The sequence below is a fragment of the Pseudomonas sp. PICF6 genome (genome assembly GCF_009831705.1).
Classification (GTDB): Bacteria; Pseudomonadota; Gammaproteobacteria; order Pseudomonadales; family Pseudomonadaceae; genus Aquipseudomonas; species Aquipseudomonas rhizophila.
Window position 1 is genome coordinate 107,159 of sequence record NZ_WUUD01000022.1, and the last position, 26,954, is coordinate 134,112.

At 61.7% G+C, this 26,954-nt stretch carries 24 protein-coding genes; 6 read left to right on the forward strand and 18 right to left on the reverse strand.

The window, feature by feature from the left end:
• Positions 1-540, reverse strand: a 540-nt coding sequence (locus GSM73_RS14830) for a pseudouridine synthase (protein WP_256676919.1), incomplete at its 3' end; no start/stop codon positions are given.
• 699 nt (positions 541-1,239) lie between these two features.
• Between GSM73_RS14830 and rne the strand changes: the two genes are divergently transcribed.
• Positions 1,240-4,434: a ribonuclease E gene (gene rne, locus GSM73_RS14835; RefSeq protein WP_047228191.1), complete on the forward strand. Its 3,195-nt coding sequence runs from the start codon at positions 1,240-1,242 to the stop codon at positions 4,432-4,434.
• A gap of 308 nt (positions 4,435-4,742) precedes the next feature.
• Here rne and GSM73_RS14840 read toward each other — a convergent pair whose 3' ends face one another.
• The 12 genes from GSM73_RS14840 to GSM73_RS14895 all read right to left on the reverse strand — a co-directional run bounded on the left by GSM73_RS14840 (position 4,743) and on the right by GSM73_RS14895 (position 16,227).
• Entirely contained in the window at positions 4,743-5,333 is a 591-nt protein-coding gene (locus GSM73_RS14840; RefSeq protein WP_160893073.1) for an NTP transferase domain-containing protein, read from the reverse strand.
• Between the two features lie 20 nt (positions 5,334-5,353).
• Positions 5,354-6,325, reverse strand: a complete 972-nt coding sequence (locus GSM73_RS14845; protein WP_107322014.1) for an XdhC family protein — start codon at positions 6,323-6,325, stop codon at positions 5,354-5,356.
• Complete coding sequence (locus GSM73_RS14850; protein ID WP_160893075.1) at positions 6,325-8,640, reverse strand: xanthine dehydrogenase family protein molybdopterin-binding subunit; 2,316 nt, start codon at positions 8,638-8,640, stop codon at positions 6,325-6,327. Before GSM73_RS14850 ends, GSM73_RS14845 begins: the two co-directional genes overlap by 1 nt.
• Positions 8,637-9,107, reverse strand: coding sequence for a (2Fe-2S)-binding protein (locus GSM73_RS14855; protein WP_047228187.1), 471 nt, complete (start codon positions 9,105-9,107; stop codon positions 8,637-8,639). The genes GSM73_RS14850 and GSM73_RS14855 overlap by 4 nt, the downstream gene beginning before the upstream one ends.
• 256 nt (positions 9,108-9,363) lie before the next feature.
• Positions 9,364-10,383 (reverse strand): UDP-N-acetylmuramate dehydrogenase, encoded by a 1,020-nt coding sequence (murB, locus tag GSM73_RS14860; RefSeq protein ID WP_139049459.1) that lies wholly within the window; start codon positions 10,381-10,383, stop codon positions 9,364-9,366.
• Positions 10,380-10,844 (reverse strand): low molecular weight protein-tyrosine-phosphatase, encoded by a 465-nt coding sequence (locus tag GSM73_RS14865; RefSeq protein WP_092400061.1) that lies wholly within the window; start codon positions 10,842-10,844, stop codon positions 10,380-10,382. Before GSM73_RS14865 ends, murB begins: the two co-directional genes overlap by 4 nt.
• A complete protein-coding gene (kdsB, locus tag GSM73_RS14870; protein ID WP_076383826.1) occupies positions 10,844-11,608 on the reverse strand; it encodes a 3-deoxy-manno-octulosonate cytidylyltransferase in 765 nt (254 codons plus the stop codon). The genes GSM73_RS14865 and kdsB overlap by 1 nt, the downstream gene beginning before the upstream one ends.
• A complete protein-coding gene (locus tag GSM73_RS14875) occupies positions 11,605-11,790 on the reverse strand; it encodes a Trm112 family protein (RefSeq protein ID WP_003179363.1) in 186 nt (61 codons plus the stop codon). Before GSM73_RS14875 ends, kdsB begins: the two co-directional genes overlap by 4 nt.
• A gap of 23 nt (positions 11,791-11,813) precedes the next feature.
• A complete protein-coding gene (lpxK, locus tag GSM73_RS14880) occupies positions 11,814-12,824 on the reverse strand; it encodes a tetraacyldisaccharide 4'-kinase (protein WP_160893077.1) in 1,011 nt (336 codons plus the stop codon).
• Complete coding sequence (locus GSM73_RS14885; protein ID WP_047228182.1) at positions 12,824-13,252, reverse strand: biopolymer transporter ExbD; 429 nt, start codon at positions 13,250-13,252, stop codon at positions 12,824-12,826. Before GSM73_RS14885 ends, lpxK begins: the two co-directional genes overlap by 1 nt.
• On the reverse strand, positions 13,249-13,884 hold the full coding sequence (locus GSM73_RS14890) for a MotA/TolQ/ExbB proton channel family protein (RefSeq protein WP_160893079.1): 636 nt from the start codon (positions 13,882-13,884) through the stop codon (positions 13,249-13,251). The genes GSM73_RS14885 and GSM73_RS14890 overlap by 4 nt, the downstream gene beginning before the upstream one ends.
• A 102-nt stretch (positions 13,885-13,986) precedes the next feature.
• Positions 13,987-16,227 carry a DNA internalization-related competence protein ComEC/Rec2 gene (locus tag GSM73_RS14895; protein ID WP_160893081.1) on the reverse strand — a complete coding sequence of 747 codons (2,241 nt, stop codon included), beginning with the start codon at positions 16,225-16,227 and terminating at the stop codon, positions 13,987-13,989.
• Between the two features lie 145 nt (positions 16,228-16,372).
• Between GSM73_RS14895 and GSM73_RS14900 the strand changes: the two genes are divergently transcribed.
• The gene (locus GSM73_RS14900) at positions 16,373-16,888 is read left to right on the forward strand and encodes a DUF2062 domain-containing protein (RefSeq protein WP_047228179.1); all 516 of its coding nucleotides are present in this window, start codon (positions 16,373-16,375) and stop codon (positions 16,886-16,888) included.
• A 101-nt stretch (positions 16,889-16,989) separates the two neighbouring features.
• On the opposite strand, the gene GSM73_RS14905 is transcribed toward GSM73_RS14900, so the two are convergent.
• From GSM73_RS14905 to GSM73_RS14920, 4 genes are all read right to left on the reverse strand, one after another.
• Entirely contained in the window at positions 16,990-17,769 is a 780-nt protein-coding gene (locus GSM73_RS14905; RefSeq protein WP_047228178.1) for an ABC transporter permease, read from the reverse strand.
• Positions 17,766-18,698, reverse strand: coding sequence for an ABC transporter ATP-binding protein (locus GSM73_RS14910; RefSeq protein WP_160893083.1), 933 nt, complete (start codon positions 18,696-18,698; stop codon positions 17,766-17,768). Before GSM73_RS14910 ends, GSM73_RS14905 begins: the two co-directional genes overlap by 4 nt.
• Before the next feature lie 133 nt (positions 18,699-18,831).
• Positions 18,832-19,455: a glutathione S-transferase family protein gene (locus tag GSM73_RS14915; protein ID WP_047228176.1), complete on the reverse strand. Its 624-nt coding sequence runs from the start codon at positions 19,453-19,455 to the stop codon at positions 18,832-18,834.
• 45 nt (positions 19,456-19,500) lie between these two features.
• Positions 19,501-20,160, reverse strand: coding sequence for a transglutaminase family protein (locus GSM73_RS14920; protein ID WP_076383822.1), 660 nt, complete (start codon positions 20,158-20,160; stop codon positions 19,501-19,503).
• A 382-nt stretch (positions 20,161-20,542) separates the two neighbouring features.
• Here GSM73_RS14920 and GSM73_RS14925 point away from each other — a divergent pair, with 382 nt between their 5' ends.
• Together GSM73_RS14925 and GSM73_RS14930 are read left to right on the forward strand one after the other, a co-directional pair.
• The gene (locus tag GSM73_RS14925) at positions 20,543-22,990 is read left to right on the forward strand and encodes an acyl-CoA dehydrogenase (protein WP_160893085.1); all 2,448 of its coding nucleotides are present in this window, start codon (positions 20,543-20,545) and stop codon (positions 22,988-22,990) included.
• 88 nt (positions 22,991-23,078) lie between these two features.
• A complete protein-coding gene (locus GSM73_RS14930) occupies positions 23,079-23,486 on the forward strand; it encodes a PA2817 family protein (protein ID WP_047228173.1) in 408 nt (135 codons plus the stop codon).
• A gap of 30 nt (positions 23,487-23,516) precedes the next feature.
• Here GSM73_RS14930 and GSM73_RS14935 read toward each other — a convergent pair whose 3' ends face one another.
• Positions 23,517-24,473, reverse strand: coding sequence for a LysR family transcriptional regulator (locus tag GSM73_RS14935; protein WP_047228172.1), 957 nt, complete (start codon positions 24,471-24,473; stop codon positions 23,517-23,519).
• A 163-nt stretch (positions 24,474-24,636) separates the two neighbouring features.
• Here GSM73_RS14935 and GSM73_RS14940 point away from each other — a divergent pair, with 163 nt between their 5' ends.
• Both GSM73_RS14940 and GSM73_RS14945 read left to right on the forward strand, forming a co-directional pair.
• Positions 24,637-25,275, forward strand: coding sequence for a LysE family translocator (locus GSM73_RS14940; RefSeq protein ID WP_160893087.1), 639 nt, complete (start codon positions 24,637-24,639; stop codon positions 25,273-25,275).
• Between the two features lie 407 nt (positions 25,276-25,682).
• Complete coding sequence (locus tag GSM73_RS14945) at positions 25,683-26,906, forward strand: type II and III secretion system protein family protein (RefSeq protein ID WP_047228170.1); 1,224 nt, start codon at positions 25,683-25,685, stop codon at positions 26,904-26,906.
• The last annotated feature ends 48 nt before the right edge of the window (positions 26,907-26,954 follow it).

Below are 26,954 nucleotides of genomic sequence, written 5' to 3' on the forward strand. Positions count from 1 at the left end.
CGCCATGTAGCGCTTGTCGACGCCATCGCCGCGCAATTGCTCATGCAAATGCCGCAACATGCTGCGTTTCTTGGCGATCATCAGCAGGCCGGAGGTGTCGCGATCCAGGCGATGGACCAACTCCAGCTCCTTGGCGTCGGGACGCAACTGACGAAAGGCCTCGATCACGCCGAAATTCAGGCCGCTGCCGCCGTGAACCGCAATGCCCGCAGGCTTGTTGAGCACGATCAGCGCCTTGTCTTCGAAGACGATCGAGGCTTCCAGGCGCTGCAACAGGCCTTGGGCCAGGGGCACGGGCTCATCGCGCTCGGGCACGCGAACCGGCGGCACGCGCACGATATCGCCCGCCTGAAGCTTGTATTCGGGCTTGATCCGTCCTTTGTTCACCCGCACTTCACCCTTGCGCAAAATGCGATAGATCAAGGTCTTGGGCACGCCTTTGAGTCGGGCTAGAAGGAAGTTATCGATTCGTTGGCCGGCATATTCCGGCGAGACCTCGAGCAGTTGAACGCCAGGGGTCGAAGGGGCAGTAGTCGTCATGGCGGCGATGATAACAATTTTTTATGGAATTGAAGCACTTAATCATTGCTGCTATAGTCGCGAACGCCGCCAAAAGCGGCCGGACAGCGGACTAACGGTCAAAAACCGGCCCTGACCAACGCAATTCACGAGGACGAGAGGCCGTCCTACGGGGCTTTTGCTAGATAACGGCAGAGTTTGCAGGTGTAACGAGCGCAGGTGACATGAGGCCTGAAATACGCGGCAAAGCAGAGTTTTGACTCGCCTTGCGCGCCACATTCACGGCCAGTTCACAAAGTGCAGTCACCGGTAGACGACCCCGAGCGAGAGCTTCGGAAACAACGCCTAAATTAGCCATGATGCGTGACCTCCCCTTTCGGAGCTCACGGTAAATGCCAACCCGCTGCGGATTCTGCGCGCGGCAGCACCCGATTATCAGGGATACGTGTAGGGTGGAGATGTACAACCGTCGGACTGTGTAGCACTAGGCTTATATTTAGACGCTTCATCTCGTCCACAGGCGCCGGTTGATTCCTCCTCCTGACTGAGTGCTTGAACAGCCAGCAAGCAGGACGCGTCCGTCGCGACTTCGCCATCATTGGGTCGAACTCGCTGGACACTGGAATGGCCCGGCCACTTCCATGACGCACCTGACACCGACCGTGAGAAGTCGTGTGTGCCGAACGCCGTTTCCGGCAGCCCGGAAACCGACGGTACTACATGAAAAGAATGCTGATTAACGCAACTCAACCCGAAGAGTTGCGTGTTGCACTGGTAGACGGCCAGCGCCTCTACGACCTGGATATCGAATCCGGTGCACGCGAGCAGAAGAAGGCCAACATCTATAAAGGCCGGATTACTCGCATCGAACCAAGCCTTGAGGCTGCCTTTGTCGATTTCGGCTCCGAGCGCCACGGCTTCCTGCCCCTCAAAGAAATCTCCCGCGAATACTTCAAGAAGGCCCCTGAAGGCCGCGTCAACATCAAGGACGTCCTGAGCGAAGGCCAGGAAGTCATCGTCCAGGTCGAAAAAGAAGAGCGTGGCAACAAGGGCGCAGCCCTGACCACCTTCATCAGCCTGGCGGGCCGTTACCTGGTCCTGATGCCGAACAACCCTCGCGCCGGTGGTATCTCCCGCCGCATCGAAGGCGAAGAGCGCAATGAACTGCGCGAAGCCCTCAACGGCCTGGTTGCCCCAGCCGACATGGGCCTGATCGTTCGCACCGCCGGCCTTGGCCGCAGCAGCGAAGAAATGCAGTGGGACCTCGACTACCTGCTGCAACTGTGGACCGCCATCAAGGAAGCCTCGCTGGATCGCTCCGCGCCGTTCCTGATCTATCAGGAAAGCAATGTCATCATCCGCGCGATCCGCGATTACCTGCGCCAGGACATCGGCGAAGTGTTGATCGACAGCGTTGAAGCCCAGGACGAAGCCCTGACCTTCATCCGCCAGGTCATGCCGCAGTACGCCAGCAAGATCAAACTCTACGAAGACAGCGTTCCGCTGTTCAACCGTTTCCAGATCGAAAGCCAGATCGAGACCGCGTTCCAGCGCGTCGTCGAACTGCCGTCCGGCGGCTCCATCGTCATCGATCCGACCGAAGCCCTGGTGTCCATCGACATCAACTCGGCGCGCGCCACCAAAGGCAGCGACATCGAAGAAACCGCCCTGCAGACCAACCTTGAAGCCGCCGAAGAAATCGCCCGTCAGTTGCGCCTGCGCGACATCGGCGGCCTGATCGTCATCGACTTCATCGACATGACCCCGGCCAAGAACCAGCGCGCCGTGGAAGAGAAGGTCCGTGAATGCCTGGAAGCCGACCGCGCCCGCGTACAGGTCGGTCGCATCTCGCGCTTCGGCCTGCTGGAAATGTCCCGTCAGCGCCTGCGTCCTTCTTTGGGCGAGAGCAGCGGCATCGTCTGCCCGCGTTGCAACGGCACCGGCATCATCCGTGACGTCGAGTCGCTGTCCCTGGCGATCCTGCGCCTGATCGAAGAAGAAGCCCTGAAAGACCGCACCGCCGAAGTTCGCGCCCAGGTGCCGATCCCGGTGGCTGCGTTCCTGCTCAACGAAAAACGCAACTCGATCACCAAGATCGAACTGCGCACCCGCGCCCGTATCGTCATCCTGCCGAACGATCACCTCGAGACGCCGCACTTCGAAGTGCAGCGCCTGCGTGATGACAGCCCGGAAGCCCACACCAATCAGTCCAGCTACGAAATCGCTGCTGCCGCTGCCGAAGTGGAAGAAGTGCAGCCGGCTGCTGCCACTCGCACCCTGGTTCGCCAGGAAGCTGCGGTCAAGACGGCTCCAGCCCGCGCCAATGCACCGGTTCCGACCGAAGCAGCCGCGCCGGCACCGGCACCTGCCGCCGCACCTGAACCAAGCCTGTTCAAAGGCCTGGTGAAATCCCTGGTCAGCCTGTTCGCCACCAAGGAAGAGCCGGCTGCGCCGACCGTTGTCGCCAAGCCAGCGGCTACCGAGCGTCCAGCCCGCAACGAAGAACGTCGCAATGGTCGTCAGCAGACCCGCAACCGCAACGGTCGTCGTGACGAGGAGCGCAAACCCCGTGAAGAACGTGCACCGCGTGAAGAGCGCGCACCACGTGAGCCACGTGAAGAACGCCAGCCTCGCGAAGCCCGTGAGGAAGTGCCAGCCGTAGCCCGCGAAGAACGCGCGCCGCGTCCGCCGCGTGAAGAGCGCCAACCCCGCGCGCCTCGTGAAGATCGCAAGCCACGTGGCGAGCGTGAAGAACGTGTTCGCGAGCTGCGCGAACCGCTGGATGCCGCTCCCGCCGCTGCTGCCGCCACCGCTGAAGAGCGTCCGGCCCGTCAGCCTCGCGAAGAGCGCGCACCGCGTCCGCCACGTGAAGAGCGTCAACCACGCGCCGAGCAGGCTGCCGCTGCCAGCGAAGAGGAAGTACTGAACAGCGAAGAGCAACTGCAGGAAGACGGTCAGGACAACGCCGAAGGCGATCGTCCACGCCGCCGCTCCCGTGGGCAGCGTCGCCGCAGCAACCGTCGTGAGCGTCAACGCGACGCCAACGGCAATGTGATCGAAGGTTCGGAAGCCTCCGAATCCGCCGAGAACGCCGAAGCGCCAAGCGCTGCCGACCTGGCCGCCGGCCTGGCCGTCACCGCCGCGGTTGCCAGCAGCTCGATCAGCGCCCCCGCTGAAGCCGAGGCTCACGAACAGGCCGAACGCGCTACCGCTGTGGTGGAAAACGCCCCGGTTGAAGCGCCTGTGGTCGAAGCCACTACCCCGGTAGAAACCACCGCTTCGCCAGAAGTGGAACTCGCCCCGGTTCGTGAAGCCGAGCCTCAGGCAGAAGCAGTTTCCGAGCCTGCACCTGTCATCGAGCAACCTGTGGTTGCCGCTGAACCTGTGATCGAAGCTGTGATCGAGGAAAAAGCGCCGGAGCCGGTTCGCGAAGAACAGACCGCGTTCAACTGGCACGCCGAGCCAGCCGTCGTCGAAGCCGAGCCGGCAGCAGAAGCCGTGAAAGCAGCCGAGCCGGTCGTGGTCGAGCCAGCTCCAGCGGTTCAAGCGCCTGTGGTTGCCGAAGCTCCAGCCCCGGTAGAGGTGGAGGCGCCTGCCCCTGCCAGCGCCCTGACCCCCAACGGTCGTGCTCCGAACGATCCGCGTGAAGTGCGTCGTCGCAAGCGTGAAGCCGAGCGTCTGCAGAAGGAAGCCGAACAAGCTGCCGCTGCCGCTGCTCAAGCGCCTGCCGCTGAGCCAGCACCCGTGGAGCAAGCAATCGAGGCAGCCCCTGCCCCGGTCGCTGAAACCACCAGCGAACCCGCTCCCGCTGAATCGGCGCCGGTGATCGACGAACCTCAGCACTCCGCTGAAGAAGTCGCACCTCGCCACACTGAAGCCCTGGAAAAAGAGCACGAGCCTAAACCTCACGCCTGATTCCACCGCCCAGTAAAAAGCCCCGCCTGGTTGACGCCAGGCGGGGCTTTTTTATGTCTTCAGACTTAGTTACATGAGTGTTGGAAGCTGGATGGTGTGGAGCGGGCTTGCTGACGAACATGGCCCGGCGTCCACCCTTGATGCAAGCTGACGCAGCGCTATCGCGAGCAGGCTCGCTCCCACAGGAGATTGGCGGCGGGCATAAATCTGGCGACCATCGAAATTCAGTGTGGGAGCGAGCCTACTCGCGATAGCGCGGGCCCGGCTTGTATCAATGTTGCCTGCCCCACAGGAATCCGCGTCGGCTGTTACTTGAAGATCAGCGCTTCAGGCACGTCCACATCCCAAACCACCCCAGGATCGTCCACTGCCACCTCGACCACCCGCGCCCCGGTAAACAACCCCTTGGCGCCGCGATCAGCGGTCAATGCCATCAATTGCGGGCCAAACACACGACCAAACCCCACGGGATGCCCATACTCCCCCGCCAGGACCGGCACACTGATGCCATCTTCGCTGATCTGCGCCACTACCTGCTCGATGCTTGACGGCAGGATGAACGGCATATCACCGAGCACGATCAACCAGCCATCCAGGTCCGGGCAAGCCTGGACACCCGCAGCGATACTGTCACCCAGGCCAGGCGAGTCCAGTTGTACAAAATCGCACCCGTAAGCCTGGGCCATGCGAATAGCCTGTGGACGGTCCTCACGGGTCACCAGCACGCGTTTTTCCAGAGAAGGCGGCAAGTTCACCAGCACCTGCTCGATGACCGATCGGACAGCGCCGTCACGCCCCGTGCAATCGGCCAGCAGCTTATCTTTGTCCTGGCCTGCAACCTGACGGAAACGGCTGCCCGATCCTGCCGCGAGAATGATCACGCCAATCGATTCAGTCATCCCGTCTCCTCGCCCGCCGATTACAGCGGCTTTTTCTGACGCAACTCGACGCCATTCTTGATCGCCACGATTTCAGCCAGCAAAGACAAGGCAATTTCCGCCGGCGTATGGCTGCCGATGTGCAAACCGATCGGCCCATGCAGCCGTTCGATAGCCTGTGCAGACAAGCCTAGCTGAGCCAGGTTATCCCGGCGCTTCTGGCTGTTCACCCGAGAGCCCAGGGCCCCGACATAAAACGCCTTGGAATCCAGGGCCGTGAGCAGCGCCATATCGTCCAATCGTGGATCATGGGTCAGGGCGACAATGGCGGTACGCTCGTCGGTCTGGATGCTCAACACCGCTTCGTCAGGCATGCCGGAAACGAAGCGGCCATGCTGCTCTTCCCAACCGTAGACAAATTCCTTGCGCGGATCGCAGATCAACACCTCGAAATCCAGCAACCGGGCCATTTCTGCCACATAACGCGACAGTTGCCCCGCGCCGATCAACAGCAGCCGCCAGCGCGGGCCGTAGATGGCCCGCAGGACTTGACCGTCGAATACCAGCGCTTCGGTTTTGCTGGCCGGCGTCAGCAGCACTTCGCCTGTGCCGACGGTCAGCTCACGGGCGACAATCTCATGGCCATCGCAGCGCTCCAGCAGTTGCGCGACCCATTGCGGATCGCCGACCCGTTCTTCGGTCAGGCGCAAGGTACCGCCGCACGGCAGGCCGAAGCGCGCCGCCTCCTCACGAGTCACGCCATAGGTGATGAGCTGCACCGGCGGACCGTCCGCCGGAATACGCCCGTCGTGCAGCCGGGCGATCAGGTCATCCTCGACACAACCGCCCGATACCGAGCCAATCACCACGCCGTCTTCACGCAGGGCCAGCATCGCCCCCGGCGGCCTCGGCGCCGTGCCCCAAGTCTGGACCACGGTGAACAACACCACCCGCTGCCCGGCGCGGCGCCACTCAAGCACGCTGCGCAGGACGTTCAGATCAACGCTGTCCATCAGGTTTTGGCCTGCTGCCAGCCCTGCAACTGATAACGCACGGGCAGCTCGCGGATGCGCTTGCCGGTGGCGGCGAAAATCGCGTTGCACAGCGCCGGCGCAATCGGCGGCACACCCGGTTCACCCACACCGCCCAACGGCACCTCGCCCGGCGGCGTGACCAAGTGCACCGCGACCTCCTTGGGAGCCAAGGACATGCGCGCCACTTCGTACATGTGGAAGTTGTCTTGCTGGACCTTGCCGTCCTTGAAGCTGATCTCCCCCACCACCGCATTGCCCAGGCCCATGACGCAGGCGCCTTCGAACTGGGAACGGATACGCTCGGGGTTGATCTGCGGGCCGCAGTCCACGGCAATATCGGCCTTGTGCACGATCAACGTACCATCGTCCTTGACCTCCACCTCCAGCGCTGCCGCCACATAGGTGACGAAGCTGTAGTGCACCGCCAGCCCCAGGCCACGGCCTTTGGGCAGTTTGCGGCCCCACCCGGCGGCCTTGGCGGCGGTTTCCAGCACGGTGCGGATCCGCGCCGTATCGATGGGATAAAGCTCGGGGGATTCGCCGTAGTTCCATTCTTCATTCAAGGTGCGCGGATCGATCTTACGGTCCGGGCCAAGCAATTTGACGTGATACGCCAGTGGATCCTGGCCGGCCTTGTGGGCCAATTCGTCGATGAAACTCTGAATCGCAAAACCGTGGGGAATATTCGACACCGAGCGGTACCAGCCAACCCTCGTATGGGCCACCGCTTCGGGGTTCTCCAGGCGCATGTTGGGAATTGCGTAGGCCATGTTGGTCACGCCCATGCCCACTTCGAACGGCGCTTCGTGGGTCATGCCCGGTGCAAACAGTGCGGTAATGCTCGGGGCTACGGTGCGATGCAGCCAGCCGGACGGCATCCCGTCCTGGTTCAGGCCAGCCTTGAGGTATTCGGCCGATACGGTGTGGAAATACGAATGATGGATGTCATCTTCGCGGGTCCATTGCACCCGCACCGCCTGGCCTGGAAACTCCTTGGCCAACACGGCCGCCTCGAGGACGAAATCGGGCTTGGACTTGCGCCCGAAACCACCGCCCAGCAGCGTGATGTGCACGGTAACCTTGTCGAAAGGGATCCCCAACCGTTCGGCGACGCGTTCACGGGTGACCTGCGGCGCCTGGCTCGGTGCCCAGGCTTCGCACTGGCCATCCTTGAACCGGGCGACGGCGACCATCGGCTCCATCGGCGACTGCGACAGGTGCGGCAGGAAATAGGACGCCTCCAGGGTTGCGTCAGCCTTGGCCAGCGCGTCGTCCAGATCGCCAGTGTTGCGCAAGACTTTCCCGGGCTTGAGGGCCGCGGCTTCCAGTTCCTTGCGATAGGCGACGGAGTCATAGCCGGCATTCGGGCCGTCATCCCACTCGATTTTCAGCGCCTCGCGGCCCTTGATCGCCGCCCAGGTGTTTTTCGCCACTACCGCCACGCCGCCCAGAGGCTGGAACTCGGAGGGCAACGGACGTCCTTCGATCTCCAGCACCTTGACCACACCCGGTACTTTCAGCGCCGCGCTGCTGTCCACGCGCTTGACCTTGCCACCATAGACTGGCGGGCGAGCCACGACGGCATAGAGCATGCCATCGAAATGTACATCGGCGCCGAACACGGCACGACCGTTGACGACGTCTTCGCCATCGATGGCCCGGCTCGACTCCTTACCGATGTAGCGAAACTCCGAAGGTTGCTTGAGGCGCAGGCTGTCACGGGCGGGAACTGGCAAGGCACTGGCCGCGGCGGCCAACGCGCCATACCCCAGTTCCCGACCGGAAGGCTGGTGCACGACTTTGTGCAATTGAGCACGACACTCACTCGCCGGGACATTCCACTGGGCAGCGGCGGCCAGCTCCAGCATGGTCCGGGCAGCGGCCCCGCAACGACGCATTGGTTCGTACCAGTGGCGCATACTGCGCGAGCCATCGGTGTCCTGGTTGCCGAAGCGCACCTCATCCGCCGGTGCCTGCCGCACCTTGACCTGCGCCCAGTCAGCGTCCAGTTCATCGGCCACCACCATGGTCAGGCTGGTGCGCACCCCCTGGCCCATTTCCGAACGGTTGCAGATCACCGTCACGCTGCCATCGGTGGCGATGCTCACGTACACCTGCGGGTCGTCGATCACACCATTGGGCATGCCCTCACCGCCGAACTTCTTGTCCTCGGCAAAAGCGTCCGGCAGGCCCCAACTGGCGGCCAGCACCAACACACCCGTGGCGCTCGCGCCTTTGAGGAAACCACGGCGGCTGAGGTTGCTCAGCACAAAATCATTGGGCAAGCGGCTCATGCCTTGGCCTCCTTCAGGTGGGTGGAAGCCTGGCGGATCGCAGTCTTGATCCGGTTATAAGTGCCGCAACGGCAGATGTTGCCGACCATGGCCTCTTCGATCTGCTCATCGCTCGGGTTGGGATTGGTCTTGAGCAAGGCGGTCGCGGACATGATCTGCCCACCCTGACAGTAGCCGCACTGGGCCACGGCGGTATCGAGCCAGGCCTTCTGGACAATTTGCCCGACCGGGTCGACATGAAGGGCATCGATGGTGGTGACGTTCTGGCCTTTCACCGAGCCAATCGGGGTGATGCAACTGCGCGCCGGGGCGCCGTCGATGTGAATGGTACAGGCGCCGCACAGGCCCATGCCGCAGCCGAATTTGGTGCCGTTGTAACCGGCCACATCTCGGATGGCCCAGAGCAGCGGCATGTCCTCGGTCACATCCAGTTGGTGATCTTTTCCATTGAGTTTCAAGGTAATCATGGGCACGCCCGCACGGTGATCGAATTATGGGGTCGAGCAATCTGCCGTTTGGACAACGGTTCGGTTGGCGCAGACTGACTCAGGCTAATCGGGCTCTCTTGTGCAAACACGCAGACGTCTGCACCGGGCCTTCAATGATGCGATGGTCGCATCGTTAGCTCACTAAATTAACCCAGGATTAAGCAAAACGCCCTGCACAATCCTGCACAAATGATCCTTGTGCGAGGTTGTGCAGGGCGCTCGGTGAAAGCCAGGTTCAGTACCGATTGGGCTCCATTTCCAGATTGACCTGAAAACGCTCGGCAATGTCTTTCTGGATACGCAGGGCCAGATCCAGCAATTGCGGCCCGGTGGCGCAGCCGTAGTTGACCAGCACCAACGCCTGCAACTTATGCACCCCCGCGTCGCCTTCGCGAAAGCCCTTCCAGCCGGCCCGCTCGATCAACCAACCGGCGGCAATTTTCATCTGCCCTTGGGGTTGTGGATAAGCCACCAGATCCGGGTATTGAAGCTTGAGTTGCGCGACGTGCGAAGCCGGCACCAGCGGGTTCTTGAAGAAACTGCCGGCATTGCCCAGCACCGCCGGGTCAGGGAGCTTTTCACTGCGGATGCTGCAGATGGCCCGGCTGACATCCGAGGGAGTCGCCTGTTCGATGCCCAGTTCGGTCAACCGCTGGCGGACCGGGCCGTACTCCAGGTGCAGATGCGCGGCGCGACTGAGGGCAAAGCGCACCCGCAGGATCAGCCAACGACCCGCTTGCTGCTTGAACAGGCTGTCGCGGTAGGCGAAACGGCATTCTTCCAGGGTGAAATCGTGCAGCTCGCCGGTTTGCCGATCCAGGGCGGTCAGGCCGGCGAACACATCCTTGATCTCCACACCGTAGGCACCGATGTTTTGCATCGGTGCGGCCCCCACCGTGCCTGGGATCAGGCTGAGGTTCTCCAGCCCCGACCAGCCTTGCGCCAGCGTGTACTGGACGAAGGGGTGCCACGGTTCGCCTGCTTCGGCTTCGATCAGCACCCGCTCGCCATCATCGCTGAGCAGACGAATCCCTTGGCTGGCCATGCGCAACACCAGCGCGTCGATATCACCGGTCAGCAGCAGGTTGCTGCCGCCACCGATCACCAGCAACGGCACGTCATTGGCGCTGGCATAGGCCAGCGCCTGGCGGACATCGGCGTCGCTGTGAGCTTCGGCGAATAACCGGGCGGTGACGTCCACGCCAAAGCTGTTGAACGGCTTGAGGCTGACGCCGGCCCGCACCTGCAAGCTCATAGCCGCCCCTTCAATTCGATCACCAGGCGGTCCGTGGCACGCTCGATCAGGTCCAGCACTTGCTCGAAACCCTGTTCGCCGTCGTAGTACGGGTCCGGCACGTCATCGAGTTCAGCCTCGTAGCGGCGCAGGAACAGATCCAGTTCGGCCCTGCCATTGCTCGGTTGCAGGGCTTTCAGATTGCGCAGGTTGCTGCCGTCCATCGCCAGGATCAGGTCATAAGTGGCGAAATCGGCCCGGCTGACCTGGCGGGCACGCTGGGCCGACAGGTCATAGCCGCGTCGTAGGGCCGCAGCCTGGCTGCGCTTGTCCGGGGCCTTGCCGACGTGCCAGTCACCGGTGCCGGCGGAGGCGACTTCCACCTGCTCGGCCAGCCCGGCCTCGCGCAGCTTGTGCCGCAGGATGCCTTCGGCGGTGGGTGATCGGCAAATGTTGCCGAGGCAGACAAACAGAACCCGCATCAGGCCTCCAGCAGGCGACGAACGCGCTCGAGGTCTTCCACGGTGTCGACGCCTGTCGGCGGAGCAATCAGCGCATCGGCGACATGGATTCGCACGCCGTGCCACAGGGCACGCAGTTGCTCCAGGGATTCGGTGTTTTCCAGCCAGCACGGGCCCCAGGCGACGAAATCCTGGAGGAAACCGGCGCGGTAAGCGTAGATGCCGATGTGGCGGCGGTACGGTACGCCGTCAGGCATGACGTCCCGACTTTGCGCGAATGCATCACGAGCCCAGGGCAAGGTGGCGCGGCTGAAGGTCAGCGCCAGGCCATTGAGATCGCTGACGACCTTGACCACGTTGGGGTTGAACAGGGTTTGCACATCCTCTATCGGCTCGGCCAGGGTGGCCATGCGCGCTTCGGGATGGGCTGCCAGATTGTTTGCAACCTGATCGATCACACTGGACGGGATCAACGGTTCATCGCCCTGCACATTGACCACGATGGCGTCGGGTTCCAGGCCCAGCTTGGCGGCGACTTCCGCCAGGCGATCAGTTCCGGAGTTGTGATCCTCGCGAGTCAGTACCACTTCGGCGCCAAAGCCCTTGCAGGCTTCCACGATGCGCGCATCGTCGGTCGCCACTACCACGCGCTGGGCGCTGCTTTTGCAGGCCTGTTCCCATACGTGCTGGATCATCGGTTTGCCAGCGATCAACAGCAACGGTTTGCCGGGCAGGCGCGTCGAGGCAAAGCGCGACGGAATGACAACGGTAAAGGCTGCGGTCATTTATCCAGGCGCTCGTCGGTGGTCAGGGTACGGGCCTCGCTTTCGAGCATCACCGGAATGCCATCGCGAATCGGATAGGCCAGGCCGGCGCCTTTGCTGATCAGCTCGGTTTTGTCGGCGCTGAGCTTGAGGGGGCCTTTGCAGACCGGGCAGGCCAGAATGTCGAGCAGTTTGGTGTCCATGAACATTTCCCTGGATAAATGGTTTAAGGCAAAAGCCGATCCGGCAACAGGCGCATCAACTGGGTATCGAACCAGTCCGCGAAGGCGGGCGACGGCGCGGCATCCACCGCCAGGTACCACCAGTGGGGCTCGGCGAAGGCACGGCATTTGACCGCGTCCTTTTCCGTCATGACCACCGGCAACGACGGCGTGAAATTCAATGCCTGGGCGCTGTATTGGGCGTGGTCGGCAAACCCGTGCGGTATAGGTCGCCAGTGTAGCGTTTCGAGGGTGTTGAAGAAACGCCGGGGATTGCCGATCCCGGCCACGGCATGCAGGGCCTGGCCGGGCGGGAAATGGTCCAGTGGACGCCGTTCGCCGCTGGCCAGGTTCACCAGGGCCGTGGGTCGCAGCTCGAAGGCAAAGCCGTCTTCGCGGTCGGCGCTGGCGCCGTTGAATAGCACGGCATCGACCGATTGCAGACGCTCCACGGGTTCACGCAGCGGACCGGCAGGCAGACAACGTCGATTGCCCAGGCCGCGGGCGTTGTCGATCAGCACCAATTCAAGATCCCGAGCCAGGCGGTAATGTTGCATGCCGTCGTCGGACAGGATCAGGTCCAGCGGGTGAGTCTCCAGCAGCGCCCGGACCGCCCGGCTGCGATCCGGATCGATCATCAATGGCACGCCGCTGCGCTGGACAATCAGCAGTGGCTCATCACCCGCGATGTCGGCGCCCTGCCCGGCTTCGACTCGCCAGGGCAAATGGGGTGGTTTGGCGCCATAACCCCGGCTCACCACGCCGACCCGCAGGCCACGGCGCTGGCAATGCTCAATCATCCACAGGATCAATGGGGTCTTGCCGGTGCCGCCAACCGTGATGTTCCCCACGACCACCAGCGGCACGGGCGGTTGGTAAATCTCACCCTCGCCCGCCAGAAAACGCTCGCGTTTGCCCATCACCACCCGACGGTACAACCACTCCAGTGGCCGCAACAGCGTCAGGGCCGGGTGACCTTCGTACCAGGCGGCGAGCAATCGATCAGACATGGCCATCAGGGTGCCGGCGCCGCCTCGACGGTGGTCATGCGCAGATGGCTGAAGCCGAGCTTGCCGGCCGCGTCCATGGCGGTGATGACGGATTGATGTGGGGTCTTGCCGTCGGCGCTGATGGACAGCGGCAAGCTGGTGTCGCCGCCGGACTCCTTCTGCAGCGCGTCGATCAGACTCGCCAGGTCGCTCTTGGGCAGCAACTGATTGTTCACCGAAAACGTCCCTTCGGCACTGATCGTGACTTCCAGGTTCTTGAGTTGCTGGTCTTCGGCAGGCGAGCCGCTGACCGCTTCCGGCAGTTCCACCTTGAGCTGGGTTTCCCGGGTGAAGGTGGTGGTCACGACGAAAAACAGCAGCAGGATGAACACCACGTCAATCAGCGACGCAAGGTTGATCTCGACGGTTTCCCGTGGTTTGCGGCGGAATTTCACTTCTTGCCCTCGGCCAGGTCCACGTCACGGTCGCCTTGCACCACCTCGACCAGCTTGATGGCCTCCTGCTCCATGCCCACCACCAACTCATCGATGCGCCGTTGCAGGAAGCGATGGAAAAACACCGAAGGAATCCCCACCATCAACCCGGCGGCCGTGGTGATCAAGGCCTTGGAAATCCCCCCTGCCAGCACCGAGGCATTGGCGGTCATGCCGGCGCCGGTGAACGAACTGAAAATGTCGATCATGCCCAGCACCGTGCCCAGCAGGCCCAGCAACGGGGCCATGGCGGCAATTGTGCCCAGGGCATTGATGTAGCGTTCCAGCTCATGGATGACCCGGGCGGCGGCTTCTTCGATGCATTCCTTCATGATCTCGCGACCATGCTTGGAATTTGCCAGCCCCGCGGCGAGGATTTCACCCAGCGGTGAACTGGCCCGCAGCTCCTTGAGCCGCTCCTTGTTCAGTTTCTTGTCCTTGATCCAGACCCAGACCTGCCCGAGCAAATGCTCCGGGGTCACGCGGCTGGCCCGCAGGGTCCACAGGCGTTCGGCAACGATTCCCAGCGCCACAATGGAACTCAGAATGATCGGCAACATCATCCAGCCGCCGGATTTGACCAATTCCCACACAGTGACAGCCCCCTCGAAAAAGTGCGCCACTTTATCATACAGACTCGCCTTGCAGGCCCGCCCCGCCGATAACACCGTCGTCGAGGATGACCCGGGTCAAGGTTACGGCCATGGTCCCGCAGACGGCGGGTCGCGCCAGTAGCGCCGTTGGCCGGCCTGAAGGCGCGGTGCTTCGAAAGCCCCCAGTTGCAGACGAATGGCACCCTGTTCGGCACTGTCGTAGATCGCCATGCCCAAGCGGCGATAACGAGCCAGCACTCGCGGATGAGGATGGCCGAATGCATTGCCCTGCCCTCGGGAGATCAACACCGAATGGGGTTTGAGCCGTGACAACAGCAACATCGACGATGAACTGCGGCTACCGTGATGGGGCGCCGCCAGCCACTGGACCGGCACGGCCAGGGGCCCGTCGAGCAACGCGCGCTCGGCATGGCTATCGATGTCGCCGGTGAGCAACAACCGCTCACCGCCGGCCTCGACCAGCAGAACGCAGGACCTCTGATTGCTTTCAAGGGCAGATGACCATTGCCACAGCTCGAACCTGACCCCGTCCCACTCCCAGCGCGCGCCACTGTCGCACGCCTCTGCCTGCAGGGTGGCAGGCAACGCGGCGGGGTCGCCACTGACCACCCGGACCGTTGGCAAGCCATTGCGCACCGCTTGGGCGCCGCCGGCGTGATCGGCGTCGGCATGGCTGAGCAGCATCAGGTCCAACCCGGCGACGCCCAGCTTGCGCAGGGTCGGCAGCACCACGCGCTCACCCGCGTCGGCCTCGCCAAAGCGCGGCCCCGCGTCGTAAAGCAAGGCATGATGACGGGTGCGTACCAGCACCGCCAACCCTTGGCCCACGTCCAGTTGCCAGATTTCGGCTTGCCCCGGGGGCACATCCTCCCTCGGAGGGAAAACCACCAGCAGCACCATGGGCCATCCCAGTACCCGCAGTGGCACGCCTTTGGGCAGCAACAGTAACAAAGCCCCCAGAGCGGCCATGCACCACACCCACAGGGGGATAGCCGCAGGCACCCATGCCGGTATTCGACCGGCCACCAGCGCCAGCCCCTTGAAGAGCAGATCGAGCAACCCGCCGGCGATCCAAAGCAGCCCTTCACCCACGAACGGCATCGGCAACAACGCCGTACCGAGCAGCGCCGGCGGCAACACCAGCAGGCTGACCCAAGGCACCGCCACCAGGTTCACCAGAGGCCCGCTGAGGCTGATCGGCAAACCCAATATCAACAGGATCGGGCACAGTCCGACTGCCACCAGCCATTGGGCACGGGTCCAGGTTTGCCACCAGCGCCAGGACCCCAAGCGTGCGCCGAAAGTAAACATCAGGATCGCCACCGCGGCGAACGACAGCCAGAACCCCGGCCGCAGACTGGCCAATGGATCGAACGCCAGCACCCCATTGAAAGCCAGCAGCCACGCCCACCAGGGGTCCGGATGCCGGTAACGCAAACGCCACAGCAACACCAGGCCGATCATCGCGCAGGCGCGCCGCACCGGCACCTCGAAGCCGGCGAGCAAGCCGTAACCCAAGGCTGCGATAAAGGCCAGCGCGCAGGCCCAAGGTAGCCACGGCAGACGCACCGGCCACATGCCATAACGCGCCGCACCGGCCACCAGCAGGTACACCAGTGCGGCAAGCAGGCCGATGTGCTGCCCGGAGATCACCAGCAGATGGACCGTACCGGTGTCTTGCAGTACCTGCCAGTCATCACGACTCAGCCCAGCTCCGTCCCCCAGGACCAATGCCGCCAGCGCCCCGGAGCGGCCCTGGGCGTCGACTTGCGCCAGCGCCTGACGCACGCCGTCGCGCCAGGCACCTTGGGCAGGTTGCCGGAGATGACCGTCCTTGACCGTGCCAGTCGCGCCGATGCCGCGGCTCAACAGCCAGGCCTGGTAATCGAAGCCATGGGGGTTCAGTAGCCCGGTGGGGCGTTTGAGCTTTACCGCCAATCGCCAACGTTCGCCGCTGCTCACAGGCGGTCCACCGAACCAGGCCAGGCGCATCGACGACGGCAGCCGTGTGCGGCGGGAATGGGCATCGGTCAGTTCAAAGCGCACCACACCTTCGTTATATTGCGGTAAACCGACGACGCGCCCTTCGAGCCAGCGGGTTTCTCCATCCAGCGCGGCAGGCAACCGATCGTCCAGGGCCAGTTGCGCCGACAGACACGCCCAAGCCAGCCCGATCAGGAAAAAACCCAGCGGATGAGTTCGAAACGGCAAAACCATCAGCGCCAGCACAGGCATGACCGCAATCAGCCACAGCGGCGGCAGCGCCGGGCAAAAAACCGGGGTCAGCAGCCCGAGTGCAAGCGCGACCATCCCTGTGCGCATAAGCCTGTCCTTGAGAGTCTTCTCTTCAGGCATAGTCGGTCTACGGCACGGTGCGCGTTAACAATTGTCACAAAGTCTGAATCAGTCAGCCGTAGAATGCGGACATACTTGCGGCCTCACCGCTTTGAACCGACCGAGAAGCCTTATGCCCCGGCGCCTTTTCAAACGTTACATGCCTGACCCAGCGAGTATTCGGGAACATAAGTCCTTACGTTTTCTCGGTTCCTTGCTGCACGACCCCAACCTTTGGCACCTCAACCGACACTCCGTGGCACGCGCCATGGCCGTTGGTCTGTTCGCCGCCTTTTTGCCGATTCCTTTGCAGATGCTGCTGGCCGCGGCACTGGCCATCACCGTACGCGGCAACATACCGATTGCGGTGAGCCTGGTCTGGCTGACCAACCCCATCACCATGCCCGCCGTGTTTTTCTGCACCTACCAGACCGGGGCCTGGTTGATGGATGTGCCTGCCCGCACGTTACCGGATGAACTGACCTGGGAATGGATCACCACCCAGTTGTCTACCTTGTGGCAGCCGTTTCTGCTGGGGTCGGTGGTGACGGGCCTGGTGCTCGGCGCCCTCGCCTATTTCATGACCATGATCTATTGGCGCTGGTGGGTGGCGCGGCAATGGAAACGGCGCAAGAAAAGCCGGATGTGAAATGCAAAAAGGCCTCCAGTGAAGGGAGGCCTTTTTGCATTTCGATGTGAGAGCGAGCCTGCTCGCGATAGCGGTATACCAGTCAGCACGCCTGCCGAGTTCTAAGTACGCATCCCTCGCCCACTGACCAACAGCCGTGCACATCCCACATAGAGCACCACGGTTGCCACCAGCATGAAGGTGATCGCGACGCTGATCCGGATGTCCGACACCCCAAGGATGCCGTAGCGGAACGCGTTGACCATGTGCAGCACCGGGTTGGCCAGGGACACGGTCTGCCAGAACGGTGGCAGCAGGGAAATCGAGTAGAACACTCCGCCCAGGTAAGTCAGTGGCGTGAGCACGAACGTCGGGATGATGGAAATGTCATCGAAGTTGCGCGCAAACACGGCATTGATGAACCCCAGCAGCGAAAAGATCGTGGCGGTGAACACCACCACCAATATCGTCACGCCCAAATGGTGCACTTGCAGATCGGTGAAGAACAGTGACAGCAAGGTCACGATCAAGCCCACCGCCAACCCGCGCAATACACCGCCCAGGGTGTAGCCGATCAGGATCGTATGGGGCGAAACCGGCGAGACCATCAGTTCCTCGATCGAGCGCTGGAACTTGCTGCCGAAGAAACTCGAGACCACGTTACCGTAGGAGTTGGTGATCACCGACATCATGATCAGCCCCGGTACGATGTAGTCCATGTACGTGAAGCCACCCATGTCGCCGATCTGCCGACCGATCAGGTTGCCGAAAATCACGAAGTACAAAACCATGGTGATGGCCGGCGGCAGCAGGGTCTGCGGCCAGATCCGCATGAAGCGTCGGACTTCGCGATAAACGATGGTATTGAGGGCGATGAGGTTGGGTCGCAGTTCGGAACTCATACAGCCACCTTCGCCAGATTTTTCTCCACCAGAGACACGAACAACTCCTCGAGGCGATTGGTTTTGTTGCGCAGGCTCTGCACTTCAATGTTTTGCAGCGCCAGTTGGGAGAACAAGCCGGTAATACCGACGGTTTTATCCACCTGGACTTCCAGCGTGTGGTGGTCCACCAGCCGGGCCGGATAGCCGATCAGTTGCGGCGCGGCCTTCAGATCGTTCTTCAGGTCCAGCAGGAACGTCTCCACATGCAGTTGGCTGAGCAACTGTCGCATGCTGGTGTTCTCGACGATGGTGCCGTGGTCGATGATGCCGATGTTGCGGCACAGCTGCTCGGCCTCTTCCAGGTAATGGGTGGTGAGGATGATGGTGATGCCTTTCTGGTTCAGCTCGGTCAGAAAGGTCCACATCGACCGACGCAACTCGATGTCGACGCCCGCGGTCGGCTCGTCGAGAATCAGCAGGCGCGGCTCATGGACCAGGGCACGGGCAATCATCAGGCGCCGCTTCATGCCGCCGGACAATGAACGGGACGGCACATCACGCTTGTCCCACAAACCCAGTTGAGTCAGATATTTCTCGGCGCGCTCATTGGCGATCTTCGGCGGGATCCCGTAGTAACCCGCCTGGGTCACGACGATGTCGAAGGTCTTTTCGAACTGGTTGAAATTGAACTCCTGGGGCACCACGCCGATGCAGCGCTTGAGAGCGGCGGGCTCACGGTCCAGATCATGACCGAAGATATTCACCGTACCGCTGGTTTTGTTCACCAGGGTTGAAAGAATGCCGATGGTGGTGGATTTGCCGGCTCCATTGGGGCCGAGCAAGGCGAAAAAATTACCTTCGGCGACGTCCAGATCGATACCACTCAAGGCCTGGAAACCGTTGCCGTAGGTTTTGGTTAGCTGCCGGATGGACAGAGCGGAACTCATATCGGATTACGCACCAAGAAGGGGAAGAAACAATTAGATAAGGGCGCACGGCGAGCAATACAACCACGGCGCACGAAGGCAATGGTGCGTGGCGTCGCCGCACAAGTACAGTCAAGCGTGTCGATAGTAAGTATTAAGTCAACGCGGTCATGACCGCCTTGCGATACGCCGGACGCTGCTGCAGCCGGGCGTACCAGGCCTGTAGATGAGGCAGCGCAGCCCGCTCGATGGGCATCTCGAACCAGGCATAAATGAAACTGCCCAAGGGAATATCGCCCATGCCGATTTCATCCCCGGAGAGGTAGGGTTGCTCGCTCAACGTCTGGTCCGCCATCGCCAACAAACCATCGCAGACCTTGATCGCCGCATGGATGGCCGCCCAGTCCTGCTGCTCGGCGGGAGTGCGCAAGACGCCCCAGAACACGGTGCGAAACGGATCGGCAAACGAGGAGGTGGTCCAGTCCATCCATTTTTCAGCCCTGGCGCGAGCCTGGGGATCTGCCGGATACCAGGCAGAACCCGGAGCATGGCGAGACGCCAGATAACGCACGATGGTGTTGGACTCCCAGAGCACGAAACCGTCATCTTCGATCATCGGGACACGGCCGTTGGGGTTCTTGGCGCGATACTCGGGCGTGTCCACCACGCCGAACGCACCCCCTGCGTCGATGGCCTCGTAGGCCAGCCCCAGCTCCTCGGCGCACCACAGCGCCTTGCGCACATTCGATGAGTTTTTCCGACCCCAGATCTTCAGCATCACGGCTTGCTCCGATGGATAAATGCCGCAGCAGCATACGCCGGATCAGCCGCGACTCAAATCGCCCTGCATGTCGCCAAGCAGGGGCGGCAGTTGCTCGCCGAACAGGTGCGGGTAGCATTTTTCCAGGTGCTCGAAGAAGAACGCTTCGGGCACATCGGCGAATTGGCCGTGGTCGGTGACGTACTCCATCAGCTTGGCGCCCTGTCGATTGAACGGGTGGAAAACGCTGTCCTCGCGGCCATCGAATTCCAGGGGTGCCACATCGAACAACTCACACAAGCCTTGATTGAAGGCCGGCGTGGCCTTGACCCAGCGCTCGTTCAGATAGAACTCGGTATAACCGTGCATGGCGAACACGTCACTCTTGAGCAACTCCAGCAGGCGTGCAGTGGACAAGTGATTACGCACATCCGCCAGGCCGATGCGCGCCGGGATACCACAATGGCGGGCGCAAGCGGCCAGCAAGGTCGCCTTGGGCACACAATAGCTTTCACCGCAGGCCAGTGCGTAACTGCCACGCAGGGTCTGCGGATCGCGGCTGAAGGTATAGGGGTTGTAGCGCACGGCCTCGCGCACCGCGTAATACAGGCTGATTGCTTGTGCCTGCGGGTCGCGATCAGTGCCGCGATGAGTTTCGGCGAACTCAATGACCGCAGGGTGATCGCTGTCGATGAAGCGGCTGGGGTTCAGGTATTGCTGCATGGTCAGGACCTCACGGAAAACGCCTGCGTCCGTAGGAGCTGCCGAGTGCAACGAGGCGGCGATCTTTCCCGGACCATCGAGCCCTGAGAGAAAGATAGACAGATCAAGAGATCGTCCGAACGCGGCCCGCACCTTCGGCAGCGCCTATAGGGCTTGCTTCGAGTCTATCCAAAGCCCACCCTCGGTAATAACGGCGTTTACGCCAAACAATGGCGCTTTCTCACTTTGTTAACGAACGATTTCCCACGGATGTTGCCAACCAGACTGGCGCAATGCATCCAGGGTTTCCCACGAAATCAATCACATCGCGCCGACCGCCGGTTTTGCAGATGCCGTCTAAGCTCTGAGGGTCGGTTTTGCCCTGGTTCACGGAGGATTACATATGCTGTTGTTGTGGATACTGGTTCTGGTTGTCGGGAAAGCCTGGCTGGCGCATCGGCGTACCGCCCCGCTGCCCGCGCTGGGCATCATCGCAGCCTACCTGCTGGCCATGAGCCTGTTCAGCCCCGCTCCCGGTTGGCTGATGCTGATCTTCTGGATCGCGCTCGCCGCCGTCGCGGCTCCACTGCTGCTGCCGGACCTGCGCCGCAAGTATTTCAGCGCGCCGATGTTCAACTGGTTCCAGAAGACCCTGCCCCCCATGTCAGAAACCGAGCGCGACGCCATCGACGCCGGTACGGTGTGGTGGGACGGTGAACTGTTCAGTGGCCGGCCGGACTGGGACACGCTGCTGGCCTATCCCAAGGTGCAACTGACCGAGGAGGAACAGGCTTTCCTCGACGGCCCCACCGAAGAACTCTGCGCCATGGTCAGCGACTGGCAGATCGGTCAGGCCATGGACCTGCCACCCGCAGCCTGGGCACACATCAAGGAGCACGGCTTTTTCGCGCTGATCATTCCCAAGGAATATGGAGGCAAGGGCTTCTCCGCCTATGCCCACTCCCAGGTGGCGATGAAACTGGCCACCCGTAGCGGCGATCTGGCTTCCACCGTGATGGTCCCCAACTCCCTCGGCCCAGCCGAATTGCTGCTGCACTACGGTACCGACGAACAACGCAACCACTACCTGCCACGGTTGGCCCGCGGCGACGACATCCCCTGCTTCGCCCTGACCGGGCCGCTGGCGGGCTCCGACGCCGGGGCGATGCCCGACACCGGCATCATCTGCAAGGGCGAATGGGAAGGTCAGGAAACCCTGGGCCTGCGCCTGAACTGGGAAAAGCGCTACATCACCTTGGGACCGGTGGCCACCCTCCTCGGCCTGGCCTTCAAGGCCTATGACCCCGATCACCTGCTGGGGGATGAAGAAGACCTGGGCATCAGCCTCGCCCTGATTCCCACCGACACTCCTGGCGTCAATATCGGCCGTCGTCACCTGCCCCTTGGCGCCGCTTTCATGAACGGACCGAACTGGGGCAAGGACGTGTTCATCCCGCTGGACTTTCTCATCGGCGGCCAGCCCATGCTCGGCAAGGGCTGGATGATGCTGATGAACTGCCTGTCGGTCGGTCGGTCGATTTCCCTGCCGGCTGTGGGCACCGGGGCGGCGAAGTTCACCAGCCTGGTGACCGGCCAGTACACCCAGGTACGCGAGCAGTTCAACGTGCCATTGTCGGCCTTTGAAGGTATTCAGGAGGCCATGGCCCGTATCGGTGGCAACGCCTGGATGATGGACGCCGCCCGTATGCTGACCGCCAACGCGGTGGACCTGGGAGAAAAACCTTCGGTGCTGTCGGCCATCCTCAAATACCACCTGACCGAGCGCGGCCGCGAATGCATCAGCCACGCCATGGACGTACACGGCGGCAAGGGCATCATCATGGGGCCCAACAACTACCTGGGGCGTAGCTGGCAAGGTGCACCGATCTTCATCACGGTCGAAGGCGCGAATATCCTGTCACGTAACCTGATGATCTTCGGCCAGGGTGCGATTCGCTGCCATCCGTTCGTGCTCAAGGAAATGGCCTTGGCCACGCGTGAAGACAAAGACCAGGCACTGATCGAATTCGACGGGTTGCTACTCAAACACATCGGTTTTGCCATCAGCAACGCCGCCAGCACCCTGGTGCTGAACCTGGGCCTGGGGCGTTTCGAAAGAGCCCCCGGCAACGCCTTGAGCCAGGGTTATTTCCGCGCCCTCAACCGGCAGGCGGCGGCATTCGCCCTGCTGGCGGACCTGAGCATGATGCTGCTGGGCGGTGAACTCAAACGTCGCGAACGCTTGTCGGCGCGCCTTGGGGATGTATTGAGCAACCTCTACCTCGCCTCCGCCGCGCTCAAGCGCTACCACGACCTGGACTCGCCGGACCATATGGAACCGCTGTTCACCTGGGCCATGGAAGAAAGCCTGGGCCAGGCTGAGCGGGCCCTGGACGAACTGCTGGACAACTTCCCGAACCGGGTGCTGGGTGGCCTGTTACGCGTGCTGGTATTCCCCTTCGGTCGTCGCCACAAAGGTCCGAGCGACAGGCTGGACGCTGAAGTGGCTGCAGTGATCGGCCGGGTCAAGGGCGACCCGACCCTCGAGGAGCTGCTGCAGGGTTGCTATCGCCCGCAATCGGTCGACGATCCGGTGGGTGCGCTGCAGCACGCTTGCGACCTGCTGGCCGCGGCTCATCCGCTGCACAAGAAACTGCACGGCGCGCTCAAACAGGGTCAGCTCAACCCCGCTCCAGGCGAACAGGTCATCGACGCAGCCCTTGAAGCCGGCGTGCTACAGGCCGGCGAAGCCCAGACCCTGCGCGAGGCCGAAGCGGCCCGACGTAAAGTGATCGACGTGGATGATTTCGACAAGGAGGAACTCACGCTCGCCGAGGACAAGGTCCGCTGATCCTGTCGACCCTGTGCTCTGTGCCATGTAAAAACGGGCGCAAGCGCTTTATACTCCTGCGCCCGTTTTGCTCTTGAGGACTTATCTCGTGTCCAACGTCGTTGCCGATCACCTTGTCTTGCTTGACCACTTGCGCAGCATCCTGGTCGCCGTGGGTGAGGCAGACCAGGTTCCCGAAGAAAGCCATGCCCTGTTTCTGGAGCGCTTCGACGAATTGCGCGCGCAGTTGCCCGTTGATCCGATCGAAAGCCAGTACCTGGGCCAGGACCTGATGTGCCAGGTCATCGTCCGTTATCCACAGATCGCCCACCTGGTGCCTCGTGACCTGCTGTGGTACTTCGCCGGTGACTGCCTGCATTACATGCCCGATGAAGAAATCGCCTTGTACCAGGCTCTGGAAGAACGTCGTTTCGAAGCCGAGCAAAACGACGAACCCTTCGACTGGAACCAGGAAAAGCAATTGCTGGCGATGTCGGATCAGGACAGCAAGCACTGATTGCGATCAGTCATGCAAAGGCCCGCACGGTTAATCCGGCGGGCCTTTTTTGTGGCCCGCCTTGTTCAAAGTAGGCTCCTTCTCCAGGCATTCCACCAGATAATCAATGAACACCCGCAACTTTGGTGGCAGGTAACGGGTAGGCGAATGCAGCAGCCACAAACCACCCTGGTAAGAGGCCAGGAACGTCCAATCCGCCAGCACCTGCACGATCAAGCCTTGCTCCAGCGCATGATGGGCGGTGAAATACGGCAAGCTGCCGATGCCAATGTGCTGCAAGACAGCCTCCAGCCGCACGCCCGTATGATTGGCGGCATAACGTCCACGCACGCCCACGTGGACGGACCTGGTGCCTTTCCTGAATTTCCAGCGAGCGTCGTGTGGGGTTTCTCCCAGGTAGATGCAGCTGTGCTCCAGCAGGTCGTGGGGATGCTCGGGGATGCCGTGCTCGGCCAGGTAGCGCGGCGTGGCGCAGAGCAGGTGGTCAATGGTCAACAACTGACGTCCCACCAGCCCGACCGGCGGCTGGTCGGTGATCCGCAGCGCCAGGTCAACGTGATCGTCGATCAGATCGACCTGTCGATCCTCCAGCAGTAACTCCACATCGACCTTGGGGTAACGACGCAAGAACTCGGCTATGTGGGGATGAATGACAAAGCGCCCCACCGCCTTGGGCACGCTGACCCGGATCCGCCCCTCGGCTTCATGGGCGAACTGGCCACTGATTTCCATCACCGATCGGGCGGCGGCGACCATTTCCCGACAACGCTTGAACACTTCTTCCCCGCCATCGCTCAAGCGCAGCTTGCGGGTGGTGCGTTGCAGCAATCGGGTCGCCAAGGCTTTTTCCAGACGCGAGATGCTTCGGCTGACAGCCGACGGTGACACGCCTGATTGCCTGGCCGCTTCGGAGAAACTGCCGGTCTCCACAACCTTGACGAAAATGGCCATTTCGGCGAGCAAGGCCAGTGATTGATTTGTGCTCATGGAGCAAAAGCCCTGTGAAATTTGAACGGATTATCATCAATTTACACACAACTTATAATCCCGCACACATTCCGATGCGGGTATGGAATATCCGCACCTGAGCCTTTTCTCTTTTTAATCGGTTAGCGCCGCGATGCCTCGCCCCTGACCGTTCGGAGTTGAAATGCTATCGAGCTACCTGGGCGAATTCCTGGCCCTGGCCACCGTTCATTTTCTTGCGGTGGTCGCACCCGGCCCTGATTTCGCCGTGACGATCCGCCAAAGCGTCCGTTTTGGCCGCTGGATCGGGATCTGCACAGCGTTGGGCATAGGCGCCGGTATCTCGGTGCATGTGATCTACACCTTGCTCGGGGTGGGTGCGCTGATGCACACCTTCCCCTGGTTGCTGATGGTCGCCAAGGTGGTGGGCGGTTCCTACATTCTTTACCTGGGCGTCAGCCTGCTGCGCAGCAGACCCAAATCCACGCTTGAAGGTGAACACCCCATCGCTCAAAACGCTGCTCGGCAAACGCCATTCAAAGCGTTTGTCACCGGGTTTCTGACCAACGCCACCAACCCGAAAGCCACGCTGTTTTTCCTGGCCATCTTCACCACCCTGATCAGCACCACCACACCGCTGCAGATCCAGGCGTTGTACGGGGTCTGGATGTGCCTGGTGAATGCCCTGTGGTTTGTCGTCGTCGCGTTGTTTTTTTCCAGCGCCCGGGTACGGGAAGTGTTCATGCGCATGGGTCATTGGTTCGAACGGACCATGGGCGTCATCCTGATTCTGTTTGCCGGACGGTTGATCCTTTCGCTGTAAATACGTCCCGAAATCGCACAAAAGACAAATTATTGACGGCGACTTTGCCGAGAATTTCCCTCCCGTCACTTTTTAGTCGTTTTTTTTGTTTATGGCGTGGCGCTTTGCCATGCATGAACTACCTTCAAAAAGAAGCGGGCACGGCGGTGAATAAATCACCCCTAGGGCGACCCGATCAACACCGGTCACCCTGCTCGTCACCCCGGTATCGCGGGGCTCAAACAGTTTTTTCGAAAGCTGCCTGCCATTCAGTCAGGCCGGTGGGATGCGCTCGCTCGCTTGTAGCGACGAGGCGCTCACCACCGCCGCTCAATGGTCTGGTGCAATACAAGGGGCAGCCCGGGCCCCTTAAGTGATCCGAGGCATTTGTTAAGCCTAGGGACGGCCTCTCTGTCGAGGATCACTTCATGAGCTATCGTACCCCGCCCGCTTTAAAGCACTTGATCCATGGTCTGTTCTGGATGGGCCTTGGCCTGGAAGCGGCCCAGGCCGCAACGGCAAATTGTGCTCAGTTGGACAATTTGCCGGCGACCTTCGAGGTTGGCCAAGGGCTTCAGAACGAATTGCGTATCCTGGCCCCCGTAACGAAGCTGGCAGTGGGCGACCCGAAAATTGCCGACGTGCAACCCAGCGGCAGCGATGCCTTCATCCTTACGGGCCTGGCGCCCGGGGCCACCAGCCTGATGGTCTGGACGGCCTGCTCAAAAATCCCCCGCCAGAGCATGATCTTCGTCAAAGGCAGAGCCACCTCGGCACTGACCAGCGCCGCGAGCGTACCCTCCGAAGACCCCATGCTGCTTGCCCAGGTGCAGACTGACATCCGTTTCGTCGAAGTCAGTCGGACCAAGCTCAAGGAAGCTTCAACCTCTATTTTCGGCAGCCGTGGCAACTTCCTGTTCGGCGCGCCGAGAACCCTGCCCACCATCGGTGGCGTGGTGCGGCCTTCATTGCCGGTCAACAACGACATGTTCAACCTGTCCTTTGCCACCGGACAAACCCTGCTGATGATCAATGCGCTGGAAGGCAGTGGCTTTGCCTACACCCTGGCGCGGCCGAGCCTGGTGGCCCTGAGCGGGCAGAGCGCGAGCTTCCTGGCCGGCGGCGAAGTGCCGATCCCGGTGCCCAGTGCCGGCAGCGACAACGTGTCCATCGAGTACAAGGAATTCGGTATCCGTCTGACCTTGACGCCCACCGTCGTCGGAACCAACCGCATCATGCTCAAGGTGGCACCGGAAGTCAGTGAACTGGATTTCACCAACGCGGTGAACATCGCTGGCACGCTGGTTCCGGCGCTCACCGTACGCCGTACCGATACCAGTATTGCCCTGGCCGATGGCGAAAGCTTTGTCATCAGCGGCCTGATCAGCACGCGTAATGCCTCTCAGGTGAACAAATTACCGGGGTTGGGCGATGTTCCGATTCTCGGTGCGTTCTTTCGCGATAACTCCATCAATCGCGAAGAACGCGAGCTGCTGATGATCGTCACGCCGCACTTGGTCCAACCGTTGGCCGCCGACGCACAACTGCCGACGTTGCCGGGCGAACAGCTGCGCAATTACGACCCGAACTTCTACCGCATGTACTTCCTTGAAAACGGCGAGTTCGACAACCGTAACGGGCTGTCCCAATGAGCCGGGGCCTGAGGTGCAAGCGTCCACGTGTTCAACCTGATACGAGGG

Coding starts and splice junctions, on each gene's coding strand:
- kdsB (WP_076383826.1), bottom strand. CDS start 11,608: ATGACCGCAGCCTTTACCGTTGTCATTCCGTCGCGCTTTGCCTCGACG.
- lpxK (WP_160893077.1), bottom strand. CDS start 12,824: ATGGCCATGTCTGATCGATTGCTCGCCGCCTGGTACGAAGGTCACCCG.
- GSM73_RS14910 (WP_160893083.1), bottom strand. CDS start 18,698: ATGAGTTCCGCTCTGTCCATCCGGCAGCTAACCAAAACCTACGGCAAC.
- murB (WP_139049459.1), bottom strand. CDS start 10,383: ATGAGCTTGCAGGTGCGGGCCGGCGTCAGCCTCAAGCCGTTCAACAGC.
- GSM73_RS14850 (WP_160893075.1), bottom strand. CDS start 8,640: ATGAGCCGCTTGCCCAATGATTTTGTGCTGAGCAACCTCAGCCGCCGT.
- GSM73_RS14875 (WP_003179363.1), bottom strand. CDS start 11,790: ATGGACACCAAACTGCTCGACATTCTGGCCTGCCCGGTCTGCAAAGGC.
- GSM73_RS14865 (WP_092400061.1), bottom strand. CDS start 10,844: ATGCGGGTTCTGTTTGTCTGCCTCGGCAACATTTGCCGATCACCCACC.
- GSM73_RS14840 (WP_160893073.1), bottom strand. CDS start 5,333: ATGACTGAATCGATTGGCGTGATCATTCTCGCGGCAGGATCGGGCAGC.
- GSM73_RS14945 (WP_047228170.1), top strand. CDS start 25,683: ATGAGCTATCGTACCCCGCCCGCTTTAAAGCACTTGATCCATGGTCTG.
- GSM73_RS14895 (WP_160893081.1), bottom strand. CDS start 16,227: ATGCGCACAGGGATGGTCGCGCTTGCACTCGGGCTGCTGACCCCGGTT.
- GSM73_RS14940 (WP_160893087.1), top strand. CDS start 24,637: ATGCTATCGAGCTACCTGGGCGAATTCCTGGCCCTGGCCACCGTTCAT.
- GSM73_RS14935 (WP_047228172.1), bottom strand. CDS start 24,473: ATGAGCACAAATCAATCACTGGCCTTGCTCGCCGAAATGGCCATTTTC.
- GSM73_RS14920 (WP_076383822.1), bottom strand. CDS start 20,160: ATGCAGCAATACCTGAACCCCAGCCGCTTCATCGACAGCGATCACCCT.
- GSM73_RS14925 (WP_160893085.1), top strand. CDS start 20,543: ATGCTGTTGTTGTGGATACTGGTTCTGGTTGTCGGGAAAGCCTGGCTG.
- GSM73_RS14900 (WP_047228179.1), top strand. CDS start 16,373: ATGCCCCGGCGCCTTTTCAAACGTTACATGCCTGACCCAGCGAGTATT.
- GSM73_RS14845 (WP_107322014.1), bottom strand. CDS start 6,325: ATGGACAGCGTTGATCTGAACGTCCTGCGCAGCGTGCTTGAGTGGCGC.
- GSM73_RS14855 (WP_047228187.1), bottom strand. CDS start 9,107: ATGATTACCTTGAAACTCAATGGAAAAGATCACCAACTGGATGTGACC.
- rne (WP_047228191.1), top strand. CDS start 1,240: ATGAAAAGAATGCTGATTAACGCAACTCAACCCGAAGAGTTGCGTGTT.
- GSM73_RS14905 (WP_047228178.1), bottom strand. CDS start 17,769: ATGAGTTCCGAACTGCGACCCAACCTCATCGCCCTCAATACCATCGTT.
- GSM73_RS14915 (WP_047228176.1), bottom strand. CDS start 19,455: ATGCTGAAGATCTGGGGTCGGAAAAACTCATCGAATGTGCGCAAGGCG.